This is a genomic window from Enterobacter sp. FW301-JW81, assembly GCF_058788735.1.
Map to the genome: position 1 here is coordinate 23955 of NZ_JBYTBA010000002.1, position 23039 is coordinate 46993.

Below are 23039 nucleotides of genomic sequence, written 5' to 3' on the forward strand. Positions count from 1 at the left end.
CAAACAGGGCGGGCATTATACGCTCATTACGCGCTCATGCTAAACCAGTTTCTTTACCAGCTCCTCGCTGTGACGAATGCGCTCGGGCGCACGCTCCAGATCCTGTTGCACCAGCGCCATGAACAGCAGGTCCGTCAGCATCATTTGCGCACTGGTGGATGAAATAGCCGCGCTGCGCGTAGCCTGCTCTTCGGCAATGGTATATAAACAGCGCGTTGCCCGCTGCTGCAGGGCATTCGGCGTAAAACCGGTGATCGCCAGAATTTTCCCGCCGACGCGCAGGGCTTCGTCGGTGGCCATGTTGATTTCACGGCGCTCGCCGGAGTAGGAGATCGCCAGCAGCAGATCGTCAGGATCCATCGCCTGCACGGTCGCCAGCAGGGCGTGCATATCCTGCTCGACGATGGCGTTAAGCCCAATTTTTGTCAGCTTCCAGCCAAAGTTACGCGCCACCAGACCGGACGCCCCGATGCCGGTCAGAATGATACGCCGCGCGCCGCGCAGCATCGCCACGCTTTCCAGCAACTTCTCTTCCGTATTCACATCGAGCGTCGCATGCATGGCCGCCACGTTCTCTTTGATCAGCTTTTCGCCGACCAGCCGCATCGGGTCATCACCGCGGATCTGATTATGCACCGGCATAGACTGCGGATTGGGGTTGCTCACCAGCGCTTCGCTGATCGCCAGCTTGAGGGCGGGGAACCCCTTAAAGCCAATCTTCTGGGCAAATTTCACCACGCTGGACTGGCTCACGCCGGCTTCGCTCGCCAGCTTCTGCGAGCTGAGATGGCGCGCGCGATCGGGTTGAGAAAGCAAAAAATCCGCCAGCTTTTTGTCGCTTTGAGCAAAGCCTGCATAACGCTGGCGAATGCGAATTAAACAGTTCATACGGTCTCCTGGCGAAAATGTGATTGTCTGCGCAAATACGAATTTTGCTCGCCTGAATGAATTTTATATTCCATTATAGTGTGATTATTATGAATTAAAAATTCTTGAGGTACATAAAGATGAATCTTGGCTCACTTGTTTCAGAAACGCGTAACCCGCAAACCATGGATCTGGACGCACTCTCCACCCTGGAGCTGGTTAACCGCTTTAATCAACAGGATACGCTGGTCGCGCAGGCAGTGAAAGAGACATTGCCCGAGGTGGCGAAAGCGGTCAATGCGGCGGCGCAAGCGCTCAAGGCCGGTGGTCGTATTATCTACATGGGGGCCGGAACCAGCGGGCGTCTTGGGGTTCTGGATGCGTCTGAATGCCCGCCAACCTTTGGGGTGCCGCACGGTCTGGTGGTCGGGTTGATTGCGGGCGGGCCCGGCGCGCTGCTGAAAGCCGTTGAAGGGGCGGAAGATAACAAACAGTTGGGTGAGGATGACCTGAAGGCGCTGAACCTGACGGCGAAGGATCTGGTGGTCGGGCTGGCGGCATCCGGGCGCACGCCGTACGTCATTGGCGGCCTGGAATACGCCAACCAGACCGGCTGCACGACGGTGGCCATCTCCTGTAATCCGGGCTCGCCGATTGCGCAGGTGGCGGCTATCGCTATTTCGCCGGTTGTCGGGCCGGAAGCGCTCACCGGCTCCACGCGCCTCAAATCCGGGACCGCGCAAAAGCTGGTGCTTAATATGATCTCCACCGGCGCGATGGTGAAGTTCGGCAAGGTGTATCAGAACCTGATGGTGGATATGCAGGCCACTAACGTCAAGCTGGTGGACAGAGCCTGCCGCATGGTGATGGAAGTGACAGGCGCAGGCCGCGAAGAGGCGGAAATCGTACTCAAACAAACCGATCACGACGTTAAACCGGCCATTCTGATGATCCTGAGCGGGCTGGATGCGGCTGCCGCGAGAGCCAAACTCGCCGCGCATAATGGCTTCTTACGGGCGGCATTAGAAAACTAACAGAGGCGTGTATGGACAAAACAGCAGCGCTCGCCAGCGATATCCTGCAGGGGATCGGTGGGGAAAAAAATATTCAGCGTCTCGAAAACTGCATGACGCGCGTGCGCGTCGAGGTGCATAACGACGACCAGCTTGACGTGCCGCGTCTGAAGCAGCTTTCCGGCGTCAGCGGCTATGTGAAACAGGGCCAGCAGCACCAGCTGATCGTCGGGCCGGGGAAAGCAGCGCAGGTTGTTGATGCCATGCGCGCGTTGATGGGCGGCGGCGCGAGCGCGTCGATTGACGATGCTGAACGCACCAAAGCGCAGGCGAAGGCCAAATACAAAGCCCCCATGAGCGATGCGCTGCGCCAGCTGGCAAACGTCTTTATCCCGCTGATCCCGGCGTTTATTGCCTCGGGCCTGATCACCGGGATCATCAATATCCTCAAGCGGCCGGATATTGTGGGCGATTTTGCCACTCAGTATCCAAACCTGTTGGGTATCCTGGGGATCTTCGGCAGCGCGGTGTTTGCCATCATGAATATTCTGGTCGGGGTGAATACCGCAAAGGTGTTTGGCGGATCGCTGGCCATGGGCGGGGTAATGGCGGGCATCTTGTCCAGCCCGCAGCTGGCGCAGATAACGCTGTTTGGTGAGGCGCTTCAGCCGGGCCGCGGCGGAGTGATTGCGGTGCTGCTGGTGGTCATTCTGATGTGCTGGATCGAGAAAAGGCTTCGCGCGGTTCTGCCCGGCTCGATTGAGCTTATCCTGAACCCGCTGCTGACCACGCTCATTACCGGTAGCGTGGCGGTTGTGGCACTCCAGCCCTTAGGCGGCTGGATCTCAGAAGCCATCGCCCACGGCGCGTCTCTGGCGATTGACCGCGGCGGCCTGTTAGTGGGGGCGGTGCTGTCGGGAACCTTCCTGCCGCTGGTGCTGACCGGCCTGCATCAGGGGCTGGTGCCGATCCACGTCGAGCTGGTGCAGGCGCACGGTTCTAACGCGCTGCTGCCTATCCTGTCGATGGCGGGGGTGGGGCAGGTCGGCGCGGCGATAGCCGTACTGATGAAAACCCGCAACGCGCGTCTGAAAAAAGTGATTAAAGGCGCGCTCCCGGTCGGGCTGCTCGGCATTGGCGAGCCGCTGATTTTCGGCGTCACGCTACCGCTGGGTAAACCGTTCCTCGCGGCGTGTCTGGGCGGCGCGGTGGGCGGGGCGCTGATCAGCTACTGGAAAGTTGCTACCGTGATTACTTTTGGTCTATCCGGTTTACCGCTGGCATTAACCATCGTGACCGGAAAAGTCATGCTCTATCTGTTAGGCTATTTAGTGGCGGTGATCGCCGGGTTCCTGTTTACCTGGCTATTAGGATTCAACGACCCAGAGGAGTAAGGTTTGGCCAATCACGCGCGTCGCATTGTCTTTTTTGACCTCGATGGAACGCTGCATCAGCAGGATATGTTTGGTACGTTTATGCGCTACCTGCTGCGGCGTCAGCCTTTGAATGCGCTGCTCGTGCTGCCGCTCTTACCGGCTATCGGTATCGCGCTGCTGGTGAAAGGCCGCGCGGCGCGATGGCCGATGAGCCTGCTGCTCTGGGGATGCACGTTTGGACACAGCGAAGCGCGGCTCAAACAGCTTGAACAGGATTTTGCACACTGGTTTCGCGGTCACGTCGCCGCCTTTCCGGTGGTGCAGGCGCGCCTCACTGCCTACCTCGACGCCAACGATGCCGACATTTGGCTCATTACCGGCTCCCCGCAGACGCTGGTGGAGCAGGTCTATTTTGATACCCCCTGGCTTCCGCGCGTGAATCTTATCGCCACGCAAATCGCCCGCGGTTACGGCGGTTGGGTGCTGACCCTGCGCTGCCTTGGGCATGAAAAAGTGGTGCAGCTGGAGAAACGCATCGGTACGCCGCTGCGCCTTTACAGCGGCTACAGCGACAGCAAGCAGGACAACCCGCTGCTCTATTTTTGCCAGCATCGCTGGCGCGTCACTCCTGCGGGCGAACTTCAGCAACTCGAATAGTCTTCTCTAAAACGGGCGTGTATAATGCCGCCCGCTTTTCGACTGGAGTATCAACCGTTGTCCAACCCTGAATTCTCACACGAATACTGGATGCGCCATGCGCTTACGCTCGCTCAGCGCGCCTGGGAAGAGGGCGAAGTGCCCGTGGGCGCAGTGCTGGTTCATAACAACCAGGTGATTGGCGAAGGGTGGAACCGTCCCATTGGCCGCCACGATCCTACCGCGCATGCTGAAATCATGGCGCTTCGCCAGGGCGGTCTGGTGCTGCAAAACTATCGCCTGCTTGAGACCACGCTGTATGTGACGCTGGAGCCGTGCGTGATGTGCTCCGGCGCGATGGTGCACGGCCGGATCGGTACGTTGGTCTTCGGCGCGCGGGATGAAAAAACCGGCGCGGCCGGTTCGCTGATGGACGTACTGGGTCATCCTGGGATGAACCACCAGGTGAAGACTATCGGTGGGGTGCTTGCACCAGAGTGTTCGGGGCTATTAAGCGATTTCTTTCGAATGCGCCGTCAGCAGAAAAAGCAGCAAAAGGCAGAATTGAAGCTGTCGGACGATTAAGTTCGTCCGGCGCCACGACCGGGTAGCTTTGTGCCAGCTGCTTTGCTTCTGTCGCCTCTTTCTCTTTCTCCAGCAGATACCCGACCAGGCTAATCTGATATTTACGGATATTTTCCACGTAGGCGTAGGCTTCATGCCCGCGCGCGTAGCCGTATGTCAGCTTGTTATACCATGGCTTCTGGCTCAGCAGCGGCAGGCGCTGCTTAACGTCTGACCAGCTGTCCGGGTTACCTTTGGTTTTCGCCGTCAACGCTCGCGCATCAAGCATATGCGCGTAGCCCATATTGTAGGCTGCCAGCGCAAACCAGATCCGCTCTTCTTCCGGCACCGTTTCCGGTACTTTGGCCATCATATCCTGCAGATAGCGCGCGCCGCCGCTGATGCTCTGTTCGGCATCGGTACGGTCATTCACGCCCAGGCTCAGCGCGGTATTTTTGGTTAACATCATCAAACCACGTACGCCCGTGGGAGAGGTGGCCTGAGTATCCCAGTGGGATTCCTGATATGAGATAGCCGCCAGCAGTTTCCAGTCAATCTCCTGGGCGTATTTTTCGAACAACGGCTGCAGGTCCGGCAGGACGCTGTCTACCGCGCGCAGGAAGCTGCGGGTGTCAACGTAGTCAAAGTCGTCACCGTGGCCGAGGTACTTCTCCTCCAGACGCGCCAGGGTACCGTCTTCATTGATGGTGTTGAAGAAATCGAGCATCGCGGCAGAGAGAGTTTGATCGTCGTCGAGCTGGGTAAACCAGGTCACGGGCTGCTCGTCGGTGACGTCCAGCGCCACGGCGATTTCAGGATGCACGCGCTGGAAAAGGCTGATCGCGACCGAATCGGCGATGGTGTAGGGCACTTTCTGGTCTTTTACCTGCTCCAGCAGCTCGGTCGTGCCGAGCTTAGGATCCACCGTCCAGCTCAGATCCGGGTATTTCTTCTCCTTGAGCTCGCGCAGATCGTCAATCACCACGTGGCCGGGAGCAATCGTCAGCTGCCGATCGTTAATTGACGCCAGCGAGCGCGGACGCAGGCTCCCGACGCGATAGACCAGCTGCTGCGAAACGGAGTAGTAGGTCGGGCCCGGCTGGTAGTTCTTGCTGCGCTCGCTGTTATACACCAGCCCGGCGGCCAGCATATCGGCATCGTCGTTATCGAGGTCATCAAACAGCTGGTTGATATTCTGGCGGACGGTAATTTTAAGCTTCACGCCAAGATAATCGGCGAACTGTTGCGCCAGTTCATAATCCAGACCAATGATTTTGCCGTTGATGTCGCTGTAAATCAGCGGGGAGTTGAGGGTACTGACGCGCAATTCCCCCCGCTCCTGAATGGCGACGATACGGTTTTCGGCTTTGCCGAACCAGGGGATGGAAGGCCAGAGGGCCACTGCCAGCAGCAACGTTACAATGCCGATGAGCAGATAATTAATCTTTAATTTTTTCAATTAGTTAATTCTCTGCGACGCCGGTTGCCTCAGTCTGCTGTAGCCATGTTAACATTAAGGTTTGCCATTGAATGAGCGGCATTTTGCGTAAACTTGCGCCACTTGGCAACCAATTAGAGAGACAGGTCACATCTATTGTTAAACGTCTGTGCTGATTTTATTTCGACGCAAACGGTTTCGTCGGCGCTCAGGATTCTTTATAATGACGCCCGTTTTCCCCCCCTTGCGCACACTGTAAGCGCCCCGGCGCTTCGAAGACGAGAGACTTATGATGGAAATTCTGCGTGGTTCGCCTGCACTGTCTGCCTTCCGTATTAACAAACTGCTGGCACGTTTTCAGGCGGCCGACCTTCCGGTAAGCAATATTTACGCTGAGTATGTCCATTTTGCTGACCTGAATGCCCCCCTGAATGCAGAGGAGCGCGTACAGCTGGAACGCCTGCTCAAGTATGGCCCAAGCCTGAGCAGCCATACGCCAACCGGCAAACTGATCCTTGCGACGCCTCGTCCGGGCACCATCTCCCCCTGGTCTTCCAAAGCCACCGACATCGCCCACAACTGTGGTCTGAGCCAGATTAACCGTCTGGAACGCGGCGTAGCGTACTACGTGGAAGCGTCGACCCTGAGCGAAGCCCAGTGGCAGGCGGTTGCGGCCGAGCTGCACGATCGCATGATGGAGAGCGTATTTGCCTCTCTCGATGACGCGCAGAAGCTTTTCTCCCACCATCAGCCAGCGCCGGTACAGAGCGTGGACCTGCTGGGGCAGGGCCGTCAGGCGCTGATTGACGCCAACCTGCGTCTTGGATTGGCGCTGGCAGAAGACGAAATCGACTACCTGCAGGACGCGTTTGTTAAGCTCAACCGTAACCCGAACGATATTGAACTCTACATGTTCGCGCAGGCGAACTCTGAGCACTGCCGCCATAAGATTTTCAATGCCGACTGGGTCATCGACGGCGAACAGCAGCCGAAGTCGCTGTTCAAAATGATTAAAAACACCATGGAGAAAACCCCAGACCACGTGCTGTCTGCCTACAAAGACAACGCCGCGGTGATGGAAGGTTCCGAGGTGGGCCGCTTCTTCGCCGATCGCGAAGCAGGGCGCTATGACTTCCATCAGGAGCCCGCGCATATCCTGATGAAGGTCGAAACCCATAACCACCCGACGGCCATCTCCCCGTGGCCGGGTGCGGCGACCGGTTCCGGCGGTGAAATCCGTGACGAAGGTGCGACCGGTCGCGGGGCTAAACCAAAAGCAGGTCTGGTCGGTTTCTCCGTCTCCAACCTGCGTATCCCGGGCTTCGAGCAGCCGTGGGAAGAAGATTTCGGCAAGCCGGAACGCATCGTGACCGCGCTGGATATCATGACCGACGGCCCGCTGGGCGGCGCGGCGTTTAACAACGAATTTGGTCGTCCGGCGCTGAACGGTTACTTCCGTACCTATGAAGAGAAAGTGGAGAGCCACAACGGCGAAGAGCTGCGCGGCTACCACAAACCGATCATGCTGGCGGGCGGGATCGGCAACATTCGCGCCGATCACGTGCAGAAAGGCGAGATCGTCGTTGGCGCGAAGCTGATCGTACTGGGCGGCCCGGCGATGAACATCGGCCTGGGCGGCGGAGCGGCTTCTTCTATGACCTCCGGTCAGTCTGATGCGGACCTCGACTTTGCGTCCGTGCAGCGCGATAACCCGGAAATGGAACGCCGCTGTCAGGAAGTGATCGACCGCTGCTGGCAGCTGGGCGACGCGAACCCGATCCTCTTTATTCATGACGTTGGCGCGGGCGGTCTGTCTAACGCCATGCCGGAGCTGGTCAGCGACGGCGGTCGCGGTGGCCGTTTCAACCTGCGCGATATCCTGAGCGATGAGCCAGGCATGAGCCCGCTGGAAATCTGGTGTAACGAATCTCAGGAACGCTATGTTCTGGCGGTTGCCGCGGATCAGCTGCCGCTGTTTGACGAGCTGTGCCGCCGCGAGCGCGCGCCGTATGCCGTCATTGGTGAAGCGACCGAAGAGAAACACCTGTCCTTAAGCGACACCCATTTCGACAACCAGCCTATCGATCTGCCGCTGGACGTTCTGCTCGGTAAGACGCCGAAGATGACCCGCGACGTGCAGACCCGTAAAGCGGCAGGCAAAGCGCTGGATCGCCAGGGCATCACCGTGGCGGAAGCGGTTAATCGCGTGCTGCACCTGCCGGCTGTTGCTGAGAAAACCTTCCTGGTGACCATCGGCGACCGTACCGTGACCGGTATGGTATCGCGCGATCAGATGGTGGGCCCGTGGCAGATCCCGGTGGCGAACTGCGCCGTGACCACCGCGAGCCTCGACAGCTACTACGGTGAAGCGATGGCGCTGGGTGAACGTACGCCGGTCGCGCTGCTGGACTTCGCCGCGTCTGCTCGTCTGGCCGTGGGTGAAGCCCTGACCAACATCGCCGCGACGCAGATTGGCGATATCAAACGCATCAAACTTTCCGCGAACTGGATGGCCGCAGCCGGTCACCCGGGTGAAGACGCCGGCCTCTACGAAGCCGTAAAAGCGGTGGGTGAGGAGTTGTGTCCTGCGCTGGGGCTGACCATTCCGGTGGGTAAAGACTCCATGTCGATGAAGACCCGCTGGCAGGAAGGCAGCGAGCAGCGCGAGATCACCTCTCCGCTGTCGCTGATCATCTCCGCGTTTGCGCGCGTGGAAGACGTGCGTCATACCGTTACGCCACAGCTCGTGACCGAAGACAACGCCCTGCTGCTGATTGACCTGGGCAAAGGGCATAACGCGCTGGGTGCCACGGCGCTGGCGCAGGTTTACCGTCAACTGGGTGATAAGCCTGCCGACGTGCGCGACGTGGCGCAGTTAAAAGGCTTCTACGATGCGATTCAGGCGCTGGTTGCGCAGCGTAAGCTGCTGGCCTATCACGACCGTTCCGACGGTGGCCTGCTGGTAACCCTGGCAGAGATGGCCTTCACCGGCCACTGTGGTGTGGAAGCGAACATTGCAACGCTTGGCGAAGACCGTCTGGCGGCGCTGTTCAATGAAGAGCTGGGCGCGGTGATTCAGGTACGTGCGGCAGATCGCGATGCGGTTGAAGCCATCCTTGCGAAGCACGGTCTGGCAGACTGCGTGCATTATCTGGGTAAAGCCGTTCAGGGCGACCGCTTCGTCATTGAAGCAGACGGCCATGCGGTATTCAGCGAAAGCCGCACCACGCTGCGTATGTGGTGGGCGGAAACCACCTGGCAGATGCAGCGCCTGCGTGATAACCCGGAATGTGCCGATCAGGAGCATAACGCGAAGGCGAATGACCAGGATCCAGGTCTGAACGTGAAGCTCTCTTTCGACATCAACGAAGATATCGCCGCGCCGTACATTGCGACGGGCGCGCGTCCGAAAGTGGCCGTGCTGCGCGAGCAGGGCGTCAACTCCCACGTTGAGATGGCGGCTGCCTTCCACCGCGCGGGCTTTGACGCTATCGACGTTCATATGAGCGACCTGCTGGCGGGCCGTACCGGTCTGGAAGATTTCCAGGCGCTGGTGGCGTGCGGCGGCTTCTCTTACGGCGACGTGCTGGGCGCGGGTGAAGGCTGGGCGAAGTCCATCCTGTTCAACAGCCGCGTGCGTGACGAGTTCGAAACCTTCTTCCACCGTCCGCAAACGCTGGCGCTGGGCGTGTGTAACGGCTGCCAGATGATGTCTAACCTGCGCGAGCTGATCCCGGGCAGCGAAGCCTGGCCGCGCTTTGTGCGTAACCAGTCTGACCGCTTCGAAGCGCGCTTCAGCCTGGTCGAAGTGACCCAAAGCCCGTCTCTCCTGCTGCAGGGAATGGTTGGTTCGCAGATGCCAATCGCCGTTTCCCACGGCGAAGGTCAGGTAGAAGTGCGTGATGCCGCGCATCTGGCTCAGCTTGAGAGCAAAGGCCTGGTGGCGCTGCGCTTCGTTGATAACTTCGGCAAGGTGACTGAAACCTACCCGGCTAACCCGAACGGTTCCGCCAATGGTATTACGGCGGTGACCAGCGAAAGCGGTCGTGCAACCATCATGATGCCGCACCCGGAGCGCGTGTTCCGCACCGTGAGCAACTCCTGGCATCCGGAAAACTGGGGCGAGGACAGCCCGTGGATGCGTATCTTCCGCAACGCGCGTAAGCAACTGGGTTAAGATGTAAAGCTGGTACCTTGTAGGCCCGGTAAGCGTAGCGCCACCGGGCTTTTTTATGCGTGTCGCAAAATTGCGACAAAGAAGGTAAGTTGCTGTCTCCAAAAGGAGACACTTAACTCATTGATTTTTAAATGGCAATACGGGTTCACGTTAAGGTGTTGCTTAATAGCGACACTTAGCCTGGAAATCATTCAATCGTTAATTAACGGGAAAAATGAGTAAAAGCTATATATATCAAATCGTTAATTTTTTGTTTTGCATTATGGCACGGGTGTTGCATAATATTAACCAGTGGCTCATTCACCTTCTTATGTCAGCCCCTTCGGGACGTGCTACATAAACTTCGAATGACGCACAAAAAGGTGCCTGCCGTCCAACTACTGATCATAGCGATGCTTTATCAGGCCAGGGCGAAACGTCGAGTTAGGCACCGCCTCATTCCATGACAAAGCCGGGTTTTTACCCGGCTTTGTTGTATCTGAAGGGCAGACTCAGTTACGCTCTGCGTAAACCCCCATTAAGAGAGTAATGCGTTGAAACGCTGGCCCGTTTTCCCCCGCTCCCTGCGACAGCTCGTCATGATGGCCTTCCTGCTGATCCTGCTGCCGTTACTGATCCTTGCCTGGCAGGCGTGGCAAAGTTTGAACGCGCTGAGTGCTCAGGCGGCATTGACCAACCGCACGACGCTTATAGATGCCAGACGCAGTGAGGCGATGACCAACGCCGCGCTGGAGATGGAGCGAAGCTATCGCCAGTATTGCGTGCTTGACGATCGGACGCTGGAAAAGGTTTATCAGAGCCAGCGTAAACGCTACAGCGAAATGCTGGACGCTCACGCGGGGGTACTGCCTGACGACAAACTGTATCAGGCGTTACGTCAGGATTTAAACGATCTTGCGCAGCTGCAGTGCCACAATAGCGGGCCGGATGCCGCTGCCGCCGCGCGCCTTGAGGCCTTTGCCAGCGCCAACACCGAGATGGTGCAGTCAACGCGCACGGTGATTTTCTCTCGCGGCCAGCAGCTTCAGCAGGAGATTGCCGAGCGCGGCCAGTTCTTCGGCTGGCAGGCGCTGGTGCTGTTCCTGGTGAGCCTTGGGCTTGTCGTGCTCTTTACCCGCATGATCATCGGCCCGGTGAAGGGTATTCAGCGGATGATCAACCGCCTGGGGGAAGGGAAATCACTCGGCGATACGGTCGCTTTTAAAGGACCGCGCGAGCTGCGCTCCGTCGGCCAGCGCATTATCTGGCTGTCCGAGCGCCTGGCGTGGCTCGAATCTCAGCGCCATCAGTTCCTGCGCCATATCTCTCATGAGCTTAAAACGCCGCTGGCGAGCATGCGTGAAGGGACGGAGCTGCTGGCGGACGAAGTGGCAGGCCCGCTTACGTCAGAACAGAAAGAAATCGTCGAGATCCTGGATAACAGCAGCCGCAATCTGCAAAAGCTGATTGAGCAACTGCTGGATTACAACCGCAAGCTGGCTGACGGGGCGGTTGTACTGGAGGACGTCGAGATTGAACCGCTGGTGGATATGGTGATCTCCGCCCATAGCTTGCCGGCAAGAGCTAAAATGATGCATACCGGTGTTGAACTGAATGCGCCAGCGTGCCTGGCAGAACCCATGCTGCTGATGAGCGTTCTGGATAATCTTTACTCCAATGCGGTGCACTATGGTACTGAATCCGGTAACATTTATATCCGAAGCTATACGAATGGTTCACGGGTGTTTATTGACGTCGCAAACACCGGCACCCCGATCCCCGATGACGAAAAAGCGATGATCTTCGAACCCTTTTTTCAGGGCAGTCATCAGCGGAAAGGTGCGGTTAAAGGAAGCGGTCTTGGCTTAAGCATCGCCCGGGACTGTATTCGACGCATGCAGGGCGAGCTAAATATTGCCACGGACGAACGTTCAGACGTTTGCTTCCGTATCGAACTGCCCCTGAGCCGGAAAAACCAATAAAATGAATCTATATCTGGTGAGTATGTCACACGTCTTTTTCCGCGCCGTACGCGCGGTGTTTTCCCGCAACACGTTTCGCCTGGGTCTGCCGTGTTTATTTCTGGCAGGCTGTGTTTCCCACGTGCCGCAAAGTGCGATCAGTGGTAAACAAGAAGATAAATGGCCCGATAATCAGCTGGCAGATTTCCTCTCAACCCGCTGTGACGATATCTGGAACCTGTCAGGACATGACGTCGAAAGCAACCCGCTGTTCTGGCTGCGTGGAATAGACTGCGCCCAGCGTCTTGCGCCAGTAGACGCCCGCTCGAAAGCGGCGATGCTGGATGACGACACCTGGCAGGACGCTTTCAAGCGCGGCATTTTACTGGCAGATGCAAAAATTACCCCCGTTGAACGCCGCGCCAGCGTGACCCGACTGGACACGTTTGTGGTCAATCTTCCGGTACAGGTTCGCCCGGTATACCAGCTCTGGCGTGATGGGCAGACATTACAGCTACAGCTGTCCGAAGAGCGCTCTCGCTACAGCAAGCTGCAACAGTCCACCGACAGCGAGCTTGATACGCTGCGTCAGCAGCAACAGCATTTGCGTACGCAGCTGGATACCACGACGCGTAAGCTGGAAAACCTGACCGATATCGAAAGACAGCTCTCGTCGCGTAAATATCAGTCGGGGAGCTCATCCGCAGCACCGGACAGCGATACGCCGAAACAAGAGGATGTAAAGCATGACGAGCCGTAAACCTGCCCATCTCTTACTGGTGGATGACGATCCCGGGCTGTTAAAGCTGCTGGGGATGCGTCTGGTGAGTGAAGGCTACAGCGTCGTAACCGCTGAAAGCGGGCTGGAAGGGCTGAAGATCCTCAGCCGCGAGAAAATCGATCTGGTGATAAGCGACCTGCGGATGGACGAAATGGATGGCCTGCAGCTGTTCGCGGAGATCCAGAAGCAGCAGCCGGGTATGCCCGTGATTATCCTCACGGCGCACGGCTCAATTCCGGATGCGGTTGCGGCGACCCAGCAGGGGGTATTCAGCTTCCTGACCAAGCCGGTGGACAAAGACGCGCTTTATAAGGCAATCGACAGCGCGCTGGAACATGCCGCCCCGGCGGGGGATGAAGCGTGGCGGGAGTCTATCGTCACCCGCAGCCCCATTATGCTGCGTTTGCTCGAACAGGCCCGGATGGTGGCACAGTCTGACGTCAGCGTGCTCATCAACGGCCAGAGCGGAACCGGGAAAGAGATCCTGGCGCAGGCTATTCACAACGCTAGCCCGCGCAGCAAAAACGCCTTTATTGCCATCAACTGCGGCGCGCTGCCGGAACAGCTGCTCGAATCTGAACTGTTTGGACATGCCCGCGGCGCCTTCACCGGCGCGGTAAGCAGCCGGGAAGGGCTGTTCCAGGCCGCGGAAGGGGGCACGCTGTTCCTCGACGAGATTGGTGACATGCCTGCGCCGCTGCAGGTTAAACTGCTGCGCGTGTTGCAGGAGCGAAAAGTCCGCCCGCTGGGTAGCAATCGCGACATCGATATTAACGTGCGTATTATTTCGGCAACGCACCGCGACCTGCCGAAAGTGATGGCCCGCAACGAGTTTCGCGAAGATCTCTACTACCGCCTGAACGTCGTGAACCTGAAGATCCCGGCGCTGGCCGAGCGTGCGGAAGACATTCCGCTGCTGGCGAACCATCTTTTGCGCCAGGCGGCCGATCGTCATAAACCGTTCGTGCGCGCGTTTTCCACTGATGCGATGAAACGACTGATGACGGCAAGCTGGCCGGGTAACGTGCGTCAGCTGGTCAACGTGATTGAGCAGTGCGTGGCGCTGACGTCCTCACCGGTGATCAGCGACGCGCTGGTGGAGCAGGCGCTGGAAGGGGAAAACACGGCGCTGCCGACGTTTGCCGAAGCGCGGAATCAGTTCGAGCTTAACTATCTGCGCAAGCTATTGCAGATAACCAAAGGCAACGTGACCCACGCGGCGCGCATGGCCGGACGTAACCGCACTGAGTTCTACAAGCTGCTGTCGCGTCATGAGCTTGAAGCCAACGATTTTAAAGAGTAGTACCGCAAAATTCGATTGAATATGATACTGTGAGCAATCGATTACGAGGCAGCTTACAGGCAAGAGTTTAAGGACCCACCATGAAAAAAATTGATGCGATTATTAAACCTTTCAAACTGGATGACGTACGTGAAGCGCTGGCGGAAGTCGGCATCACCGGGATGACCGTGACGGAAGTGAAAGGTTTTGGTCGTCAGAAAGGCCACACCGAGCTTTACCGTGGCGCAGAGTACATGGTGGACTTTCTGCCGAAAGTAAAAATTGAAATCGTGGTGAGCGACGATATCGTGGACACCTGTGTGGATACCATTATCCGCACGGCGCAGACGGGCAAAATCGGCGACGGTAAAATCTTCGTCTTTGACGTGGCGCGCGTGATCCGTATCCGTACCGGCGAAGAAGACGACGCCGCGATTTAACATTGCCAACGGTTTTGTAGGCCGGGTAAGGCGCAGCCGCCACCCGGCAAAAAAAAGCCCCTCGAACGAGGGGCTTTTTCATTACAGCACCTTATGCGGCCCAAAACATTCGTAATGAATGTTGTCTTTATTCACGCCCAGCTCGACCAGCTGCTTCGCGGCATACTGCATAAACGCCACCGGCCCACAGACGTAGAACTGCATATCCGGCGCGCTAAACGCGGCTTCATGCTGGCTTAAATTCATCAGCCCTTCGCTGTCAAAGCGAGCGGCTGCGCGGTCCGCCTCCGTCGGCAGGCGATACCAGGTGTGCGCAGTGAAACGCGGTAGGGACGCCCCGAGCGTTTTCACTTCATCAGCGAAGGCATGGACATCACCGTTCTCGGCGGCGTGGAACCAGTTTACCTGGGCGTCGTGCTTTGCTTTTGCCAGCGTATCGAGCATCGCCAGCATTGGCGTTTGACCGACACCCGCAGAGATCAGCGTCACTGGCGTATTGCCGTCAACGGTCATAAAGAAATCGCCCGCAGGCGCGGCCAGATGAACCACATCGCCTACGCTAGCTTCGTTGTGCAGCCAGGTGGATACCTGACCGCCGTCCTCGCGCTTCACCGCAATGCGATAGCCTTTGCCGTTTGGCTTGCGGGTGAGGGAATACTGGCGGATCTCCTGGTGCGGGAAACCTTCAGGCTTAAGCCATACGCCCAGATACTGCCCTGGCTGATAATCGGCCACCGGCTGACCGTCCACCGGTTCAAATTCGAAGCTGGTGATTAAAGCGCTGCGCGGCGTTTTCTCAACGATGCGGAACGCGCGGGTTCCTGCCCAGCCACCTTTCTTGCCGGCGTTTTCGCTGTAGATCTGTGCTTCACGGTTGATAAATACGTTTGCCAGCACGCCGTAGGCTTTGCCCCACGCGTCCAGAACCTCCTGACCCGGGCTAAACATTTCGTCCAGCGTTGCCAGCAGGTGAGCGCCCACTATGTTGTACTGCTCGGGTTTGATCTGGAAGCTGGTATGTTTCTGCGCAATTTTCTCCACCGCAGGCAGCAGCGCTGCCAGGTTCTCAATATTGCTGGCGTAGGCCGCGATAGCATTGAACAGGGCTTCGCGCTGATCGCCGTTACGCTGGTTGCTCATGTTGAAAATCTCTTTGAGCTCCGGGTTGTGCGTGAACATGCGATCGTAGAAATGGGCGGTGAGTTTAGGACCGGTTTCCACCAGCAGGGGAATAGTGGCTTTAACGGTAGCGATGGTTTGAGCGTCGAGCATAGCAGCTTCCTTACGATGTGATCTTAATGATGTATTTTATATGCATCTTATAAAAAATAACCCTGCTTTGTAAATGGATCTTTGCAAGATGAAAAATATGCATCACAAACCTGAAAAGAAATCCGCTGAAAAGGGCGAGAGCTTTATTCCTCAAACCCTTGCGTGGCGCGAAGGAAAACGTTTGCGTAAAATCGTTTGTCAAGACCTGTTATCACAGAACTAATCAGTTATACTGTTGCCCGTCGTCCAATAGGACTGCCTTTTCAGGCCAAAATTTACTTGTTAGCTGAGTCAGGAGATGCGGATGTTAAAGCGTGAAATGAACATTGCCGATTATGATGCCGAACTGTGGCAGGCTATGGAGCAGGAAAAAGTACGTCAGGAAGAGCACATCGAACTGATCGCCTCCGAAAACTACACCAGCCCGCGAGTTATGCAGGCGCAGGGTTCTCAGCTGACTAACAAATATGCTGAAGGTTACCCGGGCAAGCGCTATTACGGCGGTTGCGAGTACGTTGATATCGTTGAGCAGCTGGCTATCGACCGTGCGAAAGAACTCTTTGGCGCTGACTACGCGAACGTCCAGCCGCACTCTGGCTCTCAGGCTAACTTCGCGGTCTACACCGCGCTGCTGCAGCCGGGCGATACCGTTCTGGGTATGAACCTGGCGCAGGGCGGCCACCTGACTCACGGCTCCCCGGTTAACTTCTCCGGCAAACTGTACAACATCATCCCTTACGGTATTGATGAGTCCGGCAAAATTGACTACGAAGACATGGCTAAGCAGGCCAAAGAGCACAAGCCGAAGATGATCATCGGTGGTTTCTCTGCTTACTCCGGTATCGTTGACTGGGCAAAAATGCGTGAAATCGCAGACAGCATCGGCGCTTATCTGTTCGTCGACATGGCGCACGTTGCCGGTCTGATTGCCGCAGGCGTTTACCCGAACCCGGTTCCACACGCTCACGTTGTGACCACTACCACCCACAAAACCCTGGCGGGTCCACGCGGTGGCCTGATCCTGGCGAAAGGCGGTGATGAAGAGCTGTACAAAAAACTGAACTCCGCCGTGTTCCCAAGCGCGCAGGGCGGCCCGCTGATGCACGTTATCGCGGCAAAAGCGGTAGCACTGAAAGAAGCGATGGAGCCAGAGTTCAAAGTTTACCAGCAGCAGGTTGCCAAAAACGCCAAAGCGATGGTGGAAGTGTTCCTGAACCGCGGCTACAAAGTGGTGTCTGGCGGGACTGAAAACCACCTGTTCCTGCTGGATCTGGTTGATAAGAACCTGACCGGTAAAGAAGCTGACGCTGCCCTGGGCCGTGCCAACATCACCGTGAACAAAAACAGCGTGCCAAACGATCCGAAGAGCCCGTTTGTAACGTCCGGCATCCGTATCGGTTCTCCGGCCGTGACTCGCCGCGGCTTTAAAGAAGCGGAAGTGAAAGAGCTGGCTGGCTGGATGTGTGACGTTCTGGACAACATCAATGACGAAGCGGTTATCGAGCGCGTTAAAGGTAAAGTTCTGGATATCTGCGCACGCTTCCCGGTATACGCATAATTCCTCTGCTGTACAGAAATAAAAAAGGCCGCGCTTGCGGCCTTTTTTTATGGCTTAACGCCGGTCCAGGGAAATGGCGCCGGGGCCCACGATTGCCAGTAAAATAAAGGCACCCGCAATACTGATATTCTTGTAGAAGTTGATCATATTCGGTACGACCGCGTCGCCGGTCATATCCCAGTAGTGATGACCAATTACCGCCGTGCCCAGCGTGTAGAACACAAACAGTACCGCGATAGGGCGGGTGAAAAAGCCCAGCACGATCAGAATGGCGGCAGGCACTTCCATCACCACCGCGATAATGGCCGCCAGCATGGGCATCGGCGTGCCCAGCGACGTCATATATTGTACGGTGCCGCTAAACCCCGTCAGTTTTGGATAACCAAAGATAATAAACAGCACGACAAGCGCGATGCGACCAATCAACAGCAGCAGGTGACGCGACTGACCAAAATCGAGATAACGAAGTGAGTTCATGGCAGAAATACCTCTGCAAGTGGAGTAATTTAAACGTAATACACATTTGCATTCCCTGCCATAAGCCAGACGACTGCACAATATGTTAATTTTTCGTTAATTTATAGCAGGCTATCGACTTGCTTAATTTTTATATTCTCGCCAGACTATGGCCTCGATTTCGGGAGGGATTCATGGTCTTGCATTCCACGCGCTGGCTGGCGCTCAGTTATTTCACCTATTTCTTTAGCTACGGTATTTTTCTGCCTTTCTGGAGCGTCTGGCTCAAGGGTATCGGCCTGACTCCTGAGACCATTGGTGTCCTGCTGGGGGCCGGGCTGGTGGCGCGTTTCCTCGGCAGCCTGCTGATTGCCCCGCGCGTCAGCGATCCCTCCTTACTGATCAAGGCCGTGCGCATTCTTGCCCTGCTGACGCTGGTCTTTGTGGCCTGCTTCTGGGTCAGCCACCAGTTTGCCTGGCTGATGGTGGTGATGGTTGGCTTTAACCTGTTCTTCTCACCGCTGGTGCCGCTGACGGATGCCCTGGCGAACACCTGGCAAAAGCAGATCACCATGGACTACGGTCGCGTGCGCCTGTGGGGCTCTATTGCGTTTGTGATTGGCTCTGCGCTGGTGGGTAAACTGGTCAGCCTTTACGATTACCGCGCCATTCTTGCCCTGTTAAGCATCGGTATTGCCTCTATGCTTCTGGGCATGCTGCTGCGGCCGTCGATAATGCCGCAAGGGGAAAGCCGCCATCAGGAGAGTGCAGGCTGGCCCGCCTGGCGGAGCCTGGTTGCACAAAGCTGGCGTTTTCTGGCGTGTGTTTGTCTGCTTCAGGGGGCACACGCGGCGTACTATGGGTTCAGCGCCATCTACTGGCAGGGGGCGGGATATTCTGCTTCTGCCGTTGGCTATCTGTGGTCGCTGGGGGTAGTGGCCGAAGTCGTTATATTCGCTCTGAGCAAAAAGCTGTTTCGTCGCTTTGGCGCGCGTGACCTGCTGCTGCTCTCCGCCGTGTGCGGCGTGGCGCGCTGGGGCATTATGGGCTGGACGACCGATCTGCCGTGGCTGATTTTGGCGCAAATTCTTCACTGCGGCACGTTTACCGTGTGTCATCTGGCGGCGATGCGCTATATCGCTGCGCGCGAAGGCGGGGACGTTATACGTCTGCAGGCGGTGTATTCGGCGGTCGCAATGGGAGGCAGTATTGCGATCATGACGGTCTTTGCGGGGTTCCTCTATCAGCACCTGGGGCACGGCGTCTTCTGGGTGATGGCGCTGGTCGCTTTACCCGCAATCGTTGTGCGCCCTAAAGTGGCCGCTCGCGCATCGCTATGATTCCAGCATGGCGCGAATATGTTCTTGCTGCTGCGCGTTCAGTGTCTCAACGGCATGAATCAACGGCGGCGAGAACAGCGGCAGGGCAGTAGGGTAGGGGGTGATAACCAGCGCGGCTTCGCGCGGTGCCCCCTCTTTCTGGAAAGCCTGCAGCGTCAGGTAGCGAATGTTGAGCGGCAGCAGCGTCAGCTCGCGAAGCTGCTGTTCAATCAGATCCTCACTGGCTTTATCGTCCCCCGTCAGCAGAATCACCTGCTTTTCGTGCAGATCGGTCTCCTGCATCAGCCAGGCACCGAAAATTACCGCGACAAGGCTCATCTCCTCATCGGAAAAGCGCAGCCCAAATTCCGCTTCCAGCTCAAACAGCGCTTCCTTCGTGGTGCGTAACAGCCGGGGATAGAGACGATGGATCTCCTCCGGCAGGCTATTGTCGATGCCGATCTCAAACAGCGAGCGGTCCAGCGCCTGAGCAAGATGGATATAGAGCTGATCGGTCAGCCCTTGCTCATCGCTGAAGTTCATCCCGGTCTGCGAGCGAAAACGCGCCACCATGCGCACGATGGCCCGGCGCAAGCGTTGGTCCTGCTGGTGTTTATCGAGCACCGGATCGGGCGTGCGGAGCATCATAAACAGCAGCGCCAGAAAAAGCTGTTCATCCCCGTGAGCACCCTGCGGGATGCGCCGTTTCCAGTGGCGCACGATCTCCTGCGCCGTAAAATACTCCCCTCTCGACTGGGTCCAGCTGCGCTGAGTATGGGAAAACTGCGGGGTATTCCCCATCTGGTGTTGAATAAGACAGTATTGCAGATAGAGCTGTAAAAACTGGACGTCGCGGCATTCAAACTGGCGCTGGAGCTTACGCGAGCAGAAGCCGATCAGCGCCCGCAGGTTCGCATCGTCGTAAAGCGGCCGCGCGATACCGTGCTGTTTAAGCGCGGTTTTTAATGCGGGAGTAAACTGGAGTGAGACAAACTGCGGACAAAGCCGCAGCGCCCGGCGCAGCCAGTGCAGCAGGCATAAACGCTGATTCAGGGCGGTGCCTTCAATCCGGTAGCAGCCGTCGTGGTGCGTGACGATATCCAGCCGGTGATAGCGCTGGATTTCATCGCGCGTCTCGGCTATATCTTGCCGTGCCATCGCGTCGTCCACGCCGTTGGCAGCGATTATGCTCTGTGCGGTGACGGCAGCATCGGGCAGGTAAAGCATTAAAAGCACCTGGCAGCGGCGCTGCGAACTGGAAAGCACAGATGGAATTTCAAGCGTCGTCATCATCTGTCGGGTATCCAGTGTGAATGTTTGATAAGAATAGCTAAAGGATGGGCGCTGAAAAGCGCGCCGGCAGGCCTTTCCTTCAGGATTGCTGGGGAACATCACAGAATTTTTGACGTGAGGAATTGATGCAAATAGTTAAACAAAGTGCGATGGCGTTATTTTTGGCGGCGATCGGCTTCACTGCCAGCGCACACCCTCACAGCTTTATTGACCTCAAAACCGAGCTGGTCACCGACGGCACGCAGCTGAGCGGCCTGAAAATGCGCTGGACGATGGATGAAATCACCTCGGCTGACCTGCTCTATGATGCGGGAAATGCGAAGCCCGGCGATGAAATCTGGAAAAAGCTGGCGGCGGAAGTGATGGCTAACGTGCTCGGGCAGCACTACTTCACGGAATTCTGGCATAACGGGCAAAAGGTCAAATTTCTGAACCGTCCCACGGAATACGGCATGACGCGTGACGGGCATCAGGCGGTGCTGACGTTTGTCCTTCCGCTGGCGCATCCCCAGCCGCTGGCAGGCCAGAAGTACACCTTTTCCACGTTTGATCCCACCTACTACGTTGATATGCGTTACGCAAAGGAGAGTGACGTGACGCTGCCGACCGCCCTGCAAAAAAGCTGCAAGCTCGCGGTGCATACGCCGAAGCCCAGCGAAGAGACGCTGAACTTTGCGGTCTCTCTCGACAAGGAAGATGCACCGCCTGAGGACATGGAGTTGGGTAAACAGTTCGCGCAGGAGGTAACGCTACAATGTCAGTGATCGCTTCGCCAGTTCGAAAACCGCGCCGCTGGCTGCACCTCTGGCCGCTGGCGCTCTTTTTGCTGTTCGCGGTTTGCGGCGCGCTGTGGCTGTGGCAGGCCTGGCCGCAGGTGATGATGAAAAGCATTATCTGGCAGCGTGAGGTTAACCAGCAGATGAGCGGGTTACTGAAAGCGGTGGCTGATAACCCGACGAAAGCGGGCGGTTCCCTGCTGGCGTTCAGTTTTATCTATGGCGTTCTGCACGCGCTGGGGCCGGGGCACGGCAAAATCGTCATCACGACCTGGCTCGCCACTCACCCGTCAAAGCTGAAATCGAGTATCGGCCTGACGCTGGCCTCTTCGCTGCTTCAGGGGGGCGTGGCGATTGCGCTGGTCGTTGTTGTGCTGTCACTTTTGCAGCTTCCGGCTCGCCAGCTGCACGTGAGCAGCTTCTGGCTGGAGAAGGGAAGTTACGCGCTGGTAGGCGTGCTGGGGCTGATCCTCTGCTGGCGGGCGCTTAAAAAGCTGCGCGTGCTGCTGCAAAAACCGACATTCAAAACCTTCACGCCGCACCACGTTCATGATGAAAACTGCGGCTGCGGGCATCAGCATCTGCCAACGCAGGCGCAATTACAGAGTGGCGACGACTGGCGCGCGCGGATGATGATCGTTCTCTCAATGGGGATGCGCCCGTGTTCGGGGGCAATCATGGTGCTGCTGTTTAGTAAAGTGATCGGCGTGTTCGGCTGGGGAATGCTGTCTGCGTTGGCCATGGCGGCGGGAACGTCATTGACGATTTCGTCTCTGGCTCTGCTGGTTCATAGTTTCCGTCAGCTGGCGGTCAAACTCAGCGGCAATAAAACGCCGGTGCTGTGGCGGCAGGTTGGCTGGACAACGCTCGCGCTGGCGGGCGGTGTGATTCTGCTGGTAGCGGCGGTGACAATGTGGATGAGTGCGGTGCCGGTGGGAAGGGGATTGCGGCCTTTCTAGCGTACTGAGGGATTTTGTAGGCCCGGTAAGCGTAGCGCCACCGGGCTTAACAAACTGGATTAACGCTTCAGCGCATCGCTCAGTTCATCACGCATGTTTGCCAGCATGGCTTTAACAACGCGTGGGTTACCCGCAACGATGTTGCCGGTAGACATGTAGTTATGGCCGCCGGTGAAATCACATACGATCGCACCTGCTTCACGCGCGATCAGCTCGCCCGCTGCAAAATCCCATGGCTTCAGTGACAGTTCGAAGTAACCGTCAACGCGGCCGGTTGCCACATAGGCCAGATCCAGCGCAGCAGAACCGGTGCGGCGGAAGTCGGCGCATTCGGTAAACAGTTTGCCCAGGATATTCATATACGTGGTCGCGTGCTGTTTCGCCTTGAACGGGAAACCGGTCGCCAGGATGGTGCCGTCCAGATCGCGTGCATTGCTGCAGCGCAGACGGTAGCCGTTCAGCTGTGCGCCCTGACCGCGGGTAGCGGTGAACAGTTCGTTACGCATTGGATCGTAAACAACGGCGACTTCAGTACGGCCTTTGATGCGTACTGCGATAGACACAGAGAAGTGTGGCAGGCGTTTGACGAAGTTGGTGGTGCCATCCAGTGGATCGATAACCCATTGAACATCCTGATCGGTACCTTCATGTTCACCGCTTTCTTCGGTGATGATGGTGTGCTGCGGGTAAGATTTGCGGATCGTTTCGATAATAATCGCTTCTGCGGCTTTATCGACGTTAGTCACGAAATCATTGCTGCCTTTCTGGCTGGTTTCTACGGAGTCTGGGGTTTCGTAGTGTTTGGCAATTACATTACCCGCCTTGCGCGCTGCGCGCACGGCGATGGTCAGCATCGGATGCATCGGTCTCTCTCACTGGATGTTAAAGAACA

19 protein-coding genes are annotated in these 23039 nt (G+C 57.1%); 13 read left to right on the forward strand and 6 right to left on the reverse strand.

Annotated elements, in window-relative coordinates; genetic code table 11:
* Positions 1-39: 39 nt before the first annotated feature.
* Positions 40-888, reverse strand: a complete 849-nt coding sequence (locus AC3WOK_RS07110) for a MurR/RpiR family transcriptional regulator (protein WP_492354250.1) — start codon at positions 886-888, stop codon at positions 40-42.
* Positions 889-1007: 119 nt separating this feature from the next.
* Here AC3WOK_RS07110 and murQ point away from each other — a divergent pair, with 119 nt between their 5' ends.
* The 4 genes from murQ to tadA are packed head-to-tail and all read left to right on the forward strand — an operon-like array spanning position 1008 to position 4477.
* Entirely contained in the window at positions 1008-1901 is an 894-nt protein-coding gene (gene murQ / locus AC3WOK_RS07115; protein WP_492354251.1) for an N-acetylmuramic acid 6-phosphate etherase, read from the forward strand.
* An 11-nt stretch (positions 1902-1912) separates the two neighbouring features.
* Positions 1913-3274, forward strand: coding sequence for a PTS transporter subunit EIIC (locus AC3WOK_RS07120; RefSeq protein ID WP_264438332.1), 1362 nt, complete (start codon positions 1913-1915; stop codon positions 3272-3274).
* A gap of 3 nt (positions 3275-3277) precedes the next feature.
* Positions 3278-3913 (forward strand): phosphatidylglycerophosphatase C, encoded by a 636-nt coding sequence (gene yfhb, locus AC3WOK_RS07125; protein WP_047346777.1) that lies wholly within the window; start codon positions 3278-3280, stop codon positions 3911-3913.
* A gap of 24 nt (positions 3914-3937) precedes the next feature.
* Positions 3938-4477, forward strand: a complete 540-nt coding sequence (gene tadA / locus AC3WOK_RS07130; protein ID WP_492354252.1) for a tRNA adenosine(34) deaminase TadA — start codon at positions 3938-3940, stop codon at positions 4475-4477.
* On the opposite strand, the gene mltF is transcribed toward tadA, so the two are convergent.
* Positions 4365-5915: a membrane-bound lytic murein transglycosylase MltF gene (mltF, locus tag AC3WOK_RS07135; RefSeq protein WP_492354253.1), complete on the reverse strand. Its 1551-nt coding sequence runs from the start codon at positions 5913-5915 to the stop codon at positions 4365-4367. The two genes, tadA and mltF, sit on opposite strands and share 113 nt — an antisense overlap.
* Before the next feature lie 268 nt (positions 5916-6183).
* Here mltF and purL point away from each other — a divergent pair, with 268 nt between their 5' ends.
* The 5 genes from purL (at position 6184) to glnB (ending at position 14514) form a co-directional block, all read left to right on the forward strand.
* Complete coding sequence (gene purL, locus AC3WOK_RS07140) at positions 6184-10071, forward strand: phosphoribosylformylglycinamidine synthase (RefSeq protein WP_059312342.1); 3888 nt, start codon at positions 6184-6186, stop codon at positions 10069-10071.
* A gap of 533 nt (positions 10072-10604) precedes the next feature.
* Positions 10605-12032 (forward strand): two component system sensor histidine kinase QseE/GlrK, encoded by a 1428-nt coding sequence (qseE, locus tag AC3WOK_RS07145; protein WP_123138615.1) that lies wholly within the window; start codon positions 10605-10607, stop codon positions 12030-12032.
* A 1-nt stretch (position 12033) separates the two neighbouring features.
* Positions 12034-12771, forward strand: coding sequence for a two-component system QseEF-associated lipoprotein QseG (gene qseG / locus AC3WOK_RS07150; protein WP_059312341.1), 738 nt, complete (start codon positions 12034-12036; stop codon positions 12769-12771).
* Positions 12758-14095: a two-component system response regulator GlrR gene (gene glrR, locus AC3WOK_RS07155; protein WP_047346771.1), complete on the forward strand. Its 1338-nt coding sequence runs from the start codon at positions 12758-12760 to the stop codon at positions 14093-14095. The genes qseG and glrR overlap by 14 nt, the downstream gene beginning before the upstream one ends.
* Before the next feature lie 80 nt (positions 14096-14175).
* Complete coding sequence (gene glnB / locus AC3WOK_RS07160; RefSeq protein ID WP_003860685.1) at positions 14176-14514, forward strand: nitrogen regulatory protein P-II; 339 nt, start codon at positions 14176-14178, stop codon at positions 14512-14514.
* A gap of 81 nt (positions 14515-14595) precedes the next feature.
* Here glnB and hmpA read toward each other — a convergent pair whose 3' ends face one another.
* Positions 14596-15786 (reverse strand): NO-inducible flavohemoprotein, encoded by a 1191-nt coding sequence (gene hmpA / locus AC3WOK_RS07165; protein ID WP_492354254.1) that lies wholly within the window; start codon positions 15784-15786, stop codon positions 14596-14598.
* A gap of 304 nt (positions 15787-16090) precedes the next feature.
* Here hmpA and glyA point away from each other — a divergent pair, with 304 nt between their 5' ends.
* A complete protein-coding gene (gene glyA, locus AC3WOK_RS07170) occupies positions 16091-17344 on the forward strand; it encodes a serine hydroxymethyltransferase (RefSeq protein WP_008502165.1) in 1254 nt (417 codons plus the stop codon).
* Positions 17345-17398: 54 nt separating this feature from the next.
* Here the strand turns inward: glyA and AC3WOK_RS07175 are convergent, their stop codons facing one another.
* Complete coding sequence (locus tag AC3WOK_RS07175; protein ID WP_059312339.1) at positions 17399-17821, reverse strand: DoxX family protein; 423 nt, start codon at positions 17819-17821, stop codon at positions 17399-17401.
* Positions 17822-17994: 173 nt separating this feature from the next.
* On the opposite strand from AC3WOK_RS07175, the gene AC3WOK_RS07180 reads away from it, so the two are divergent.
* Entirely contained in the window at positions 17995-19140 is a 1146-nt protein-coding gene (locus AC3WOK_RS07180) for a 3-phenylpropionate MFS transporter (RefSeq protein ID WP_047346769.1), read from the forward strand.
* Here AC3WOK_RS07180 and csiE read toward each other — a convergent pair.
* The gene (csiE, locus tag AC3WOK_RS07185) at positions 19135-20412 is read right to left on the reverse strand and encodes a stationary phase inducible protein CsiE (RefSeq protein WP_492354255.1); all 1278 of its coding nucleotides are present in this window, start codon (positions 20410-20412) and stop codon (positions 19135-19137) included. The two genes, AC3WOK_RS07180 and csiE, sit on opposite strands and share 6 nt — an antisense overlap.
* Positions 20413-20537: 125 nt before the next feature.
* On the opposite strand from csiE, the gene AC3WOK_RS07190 reads away from it, so the two are divergent.
* Both AC3WOK_RS07190 and AC3WOK_RS07195 read left to right on the forward strand, forming a co-directional pair.
* Positions 20538-21176, forward strand: a complete 639-nt coding sequence (locus tag AC3WOK_RS07190; RefSeq protein WP_059312336.1) for a DUF1007 family protein — start codon at positions 20538-20540, stop codon at positions 21174-21176.
* Positions 21167-22147, forward strand: a complete 981-nt coding sequence (locus AC3WOK_RS07195; RefSeq protein WP_063957716.1) for a nickel/cobalt transporter — start codon at positions 21167-21169, stop codon at positions 22145-22147. The genes AC3WOK_RS07190 and AC3WOK_RS07195 overlap by 10 nt, the downstream gene beginning before the upstream one ends.
* A gap of 59 nt (positions 22148-22206) precedes the next feature.
* Here the strand turns inward: AC3WOK_RS07195 and suhB are convergent, their stop codons facing one another.
* Positions 22207-23010 (reverse strand): inositol-1-monophosphatase, encoded by an 804-nt coding sequence (suhB, locus tag AC3WOK_RS07200; RefSeq protein WP_003860668.1) that lies wholly within the window; start codon positions 23008-23010, stop codon positions 22207-22209.
* Between the last annotated feature and the right edge of the window lie 29 nt (positions 23011-23039).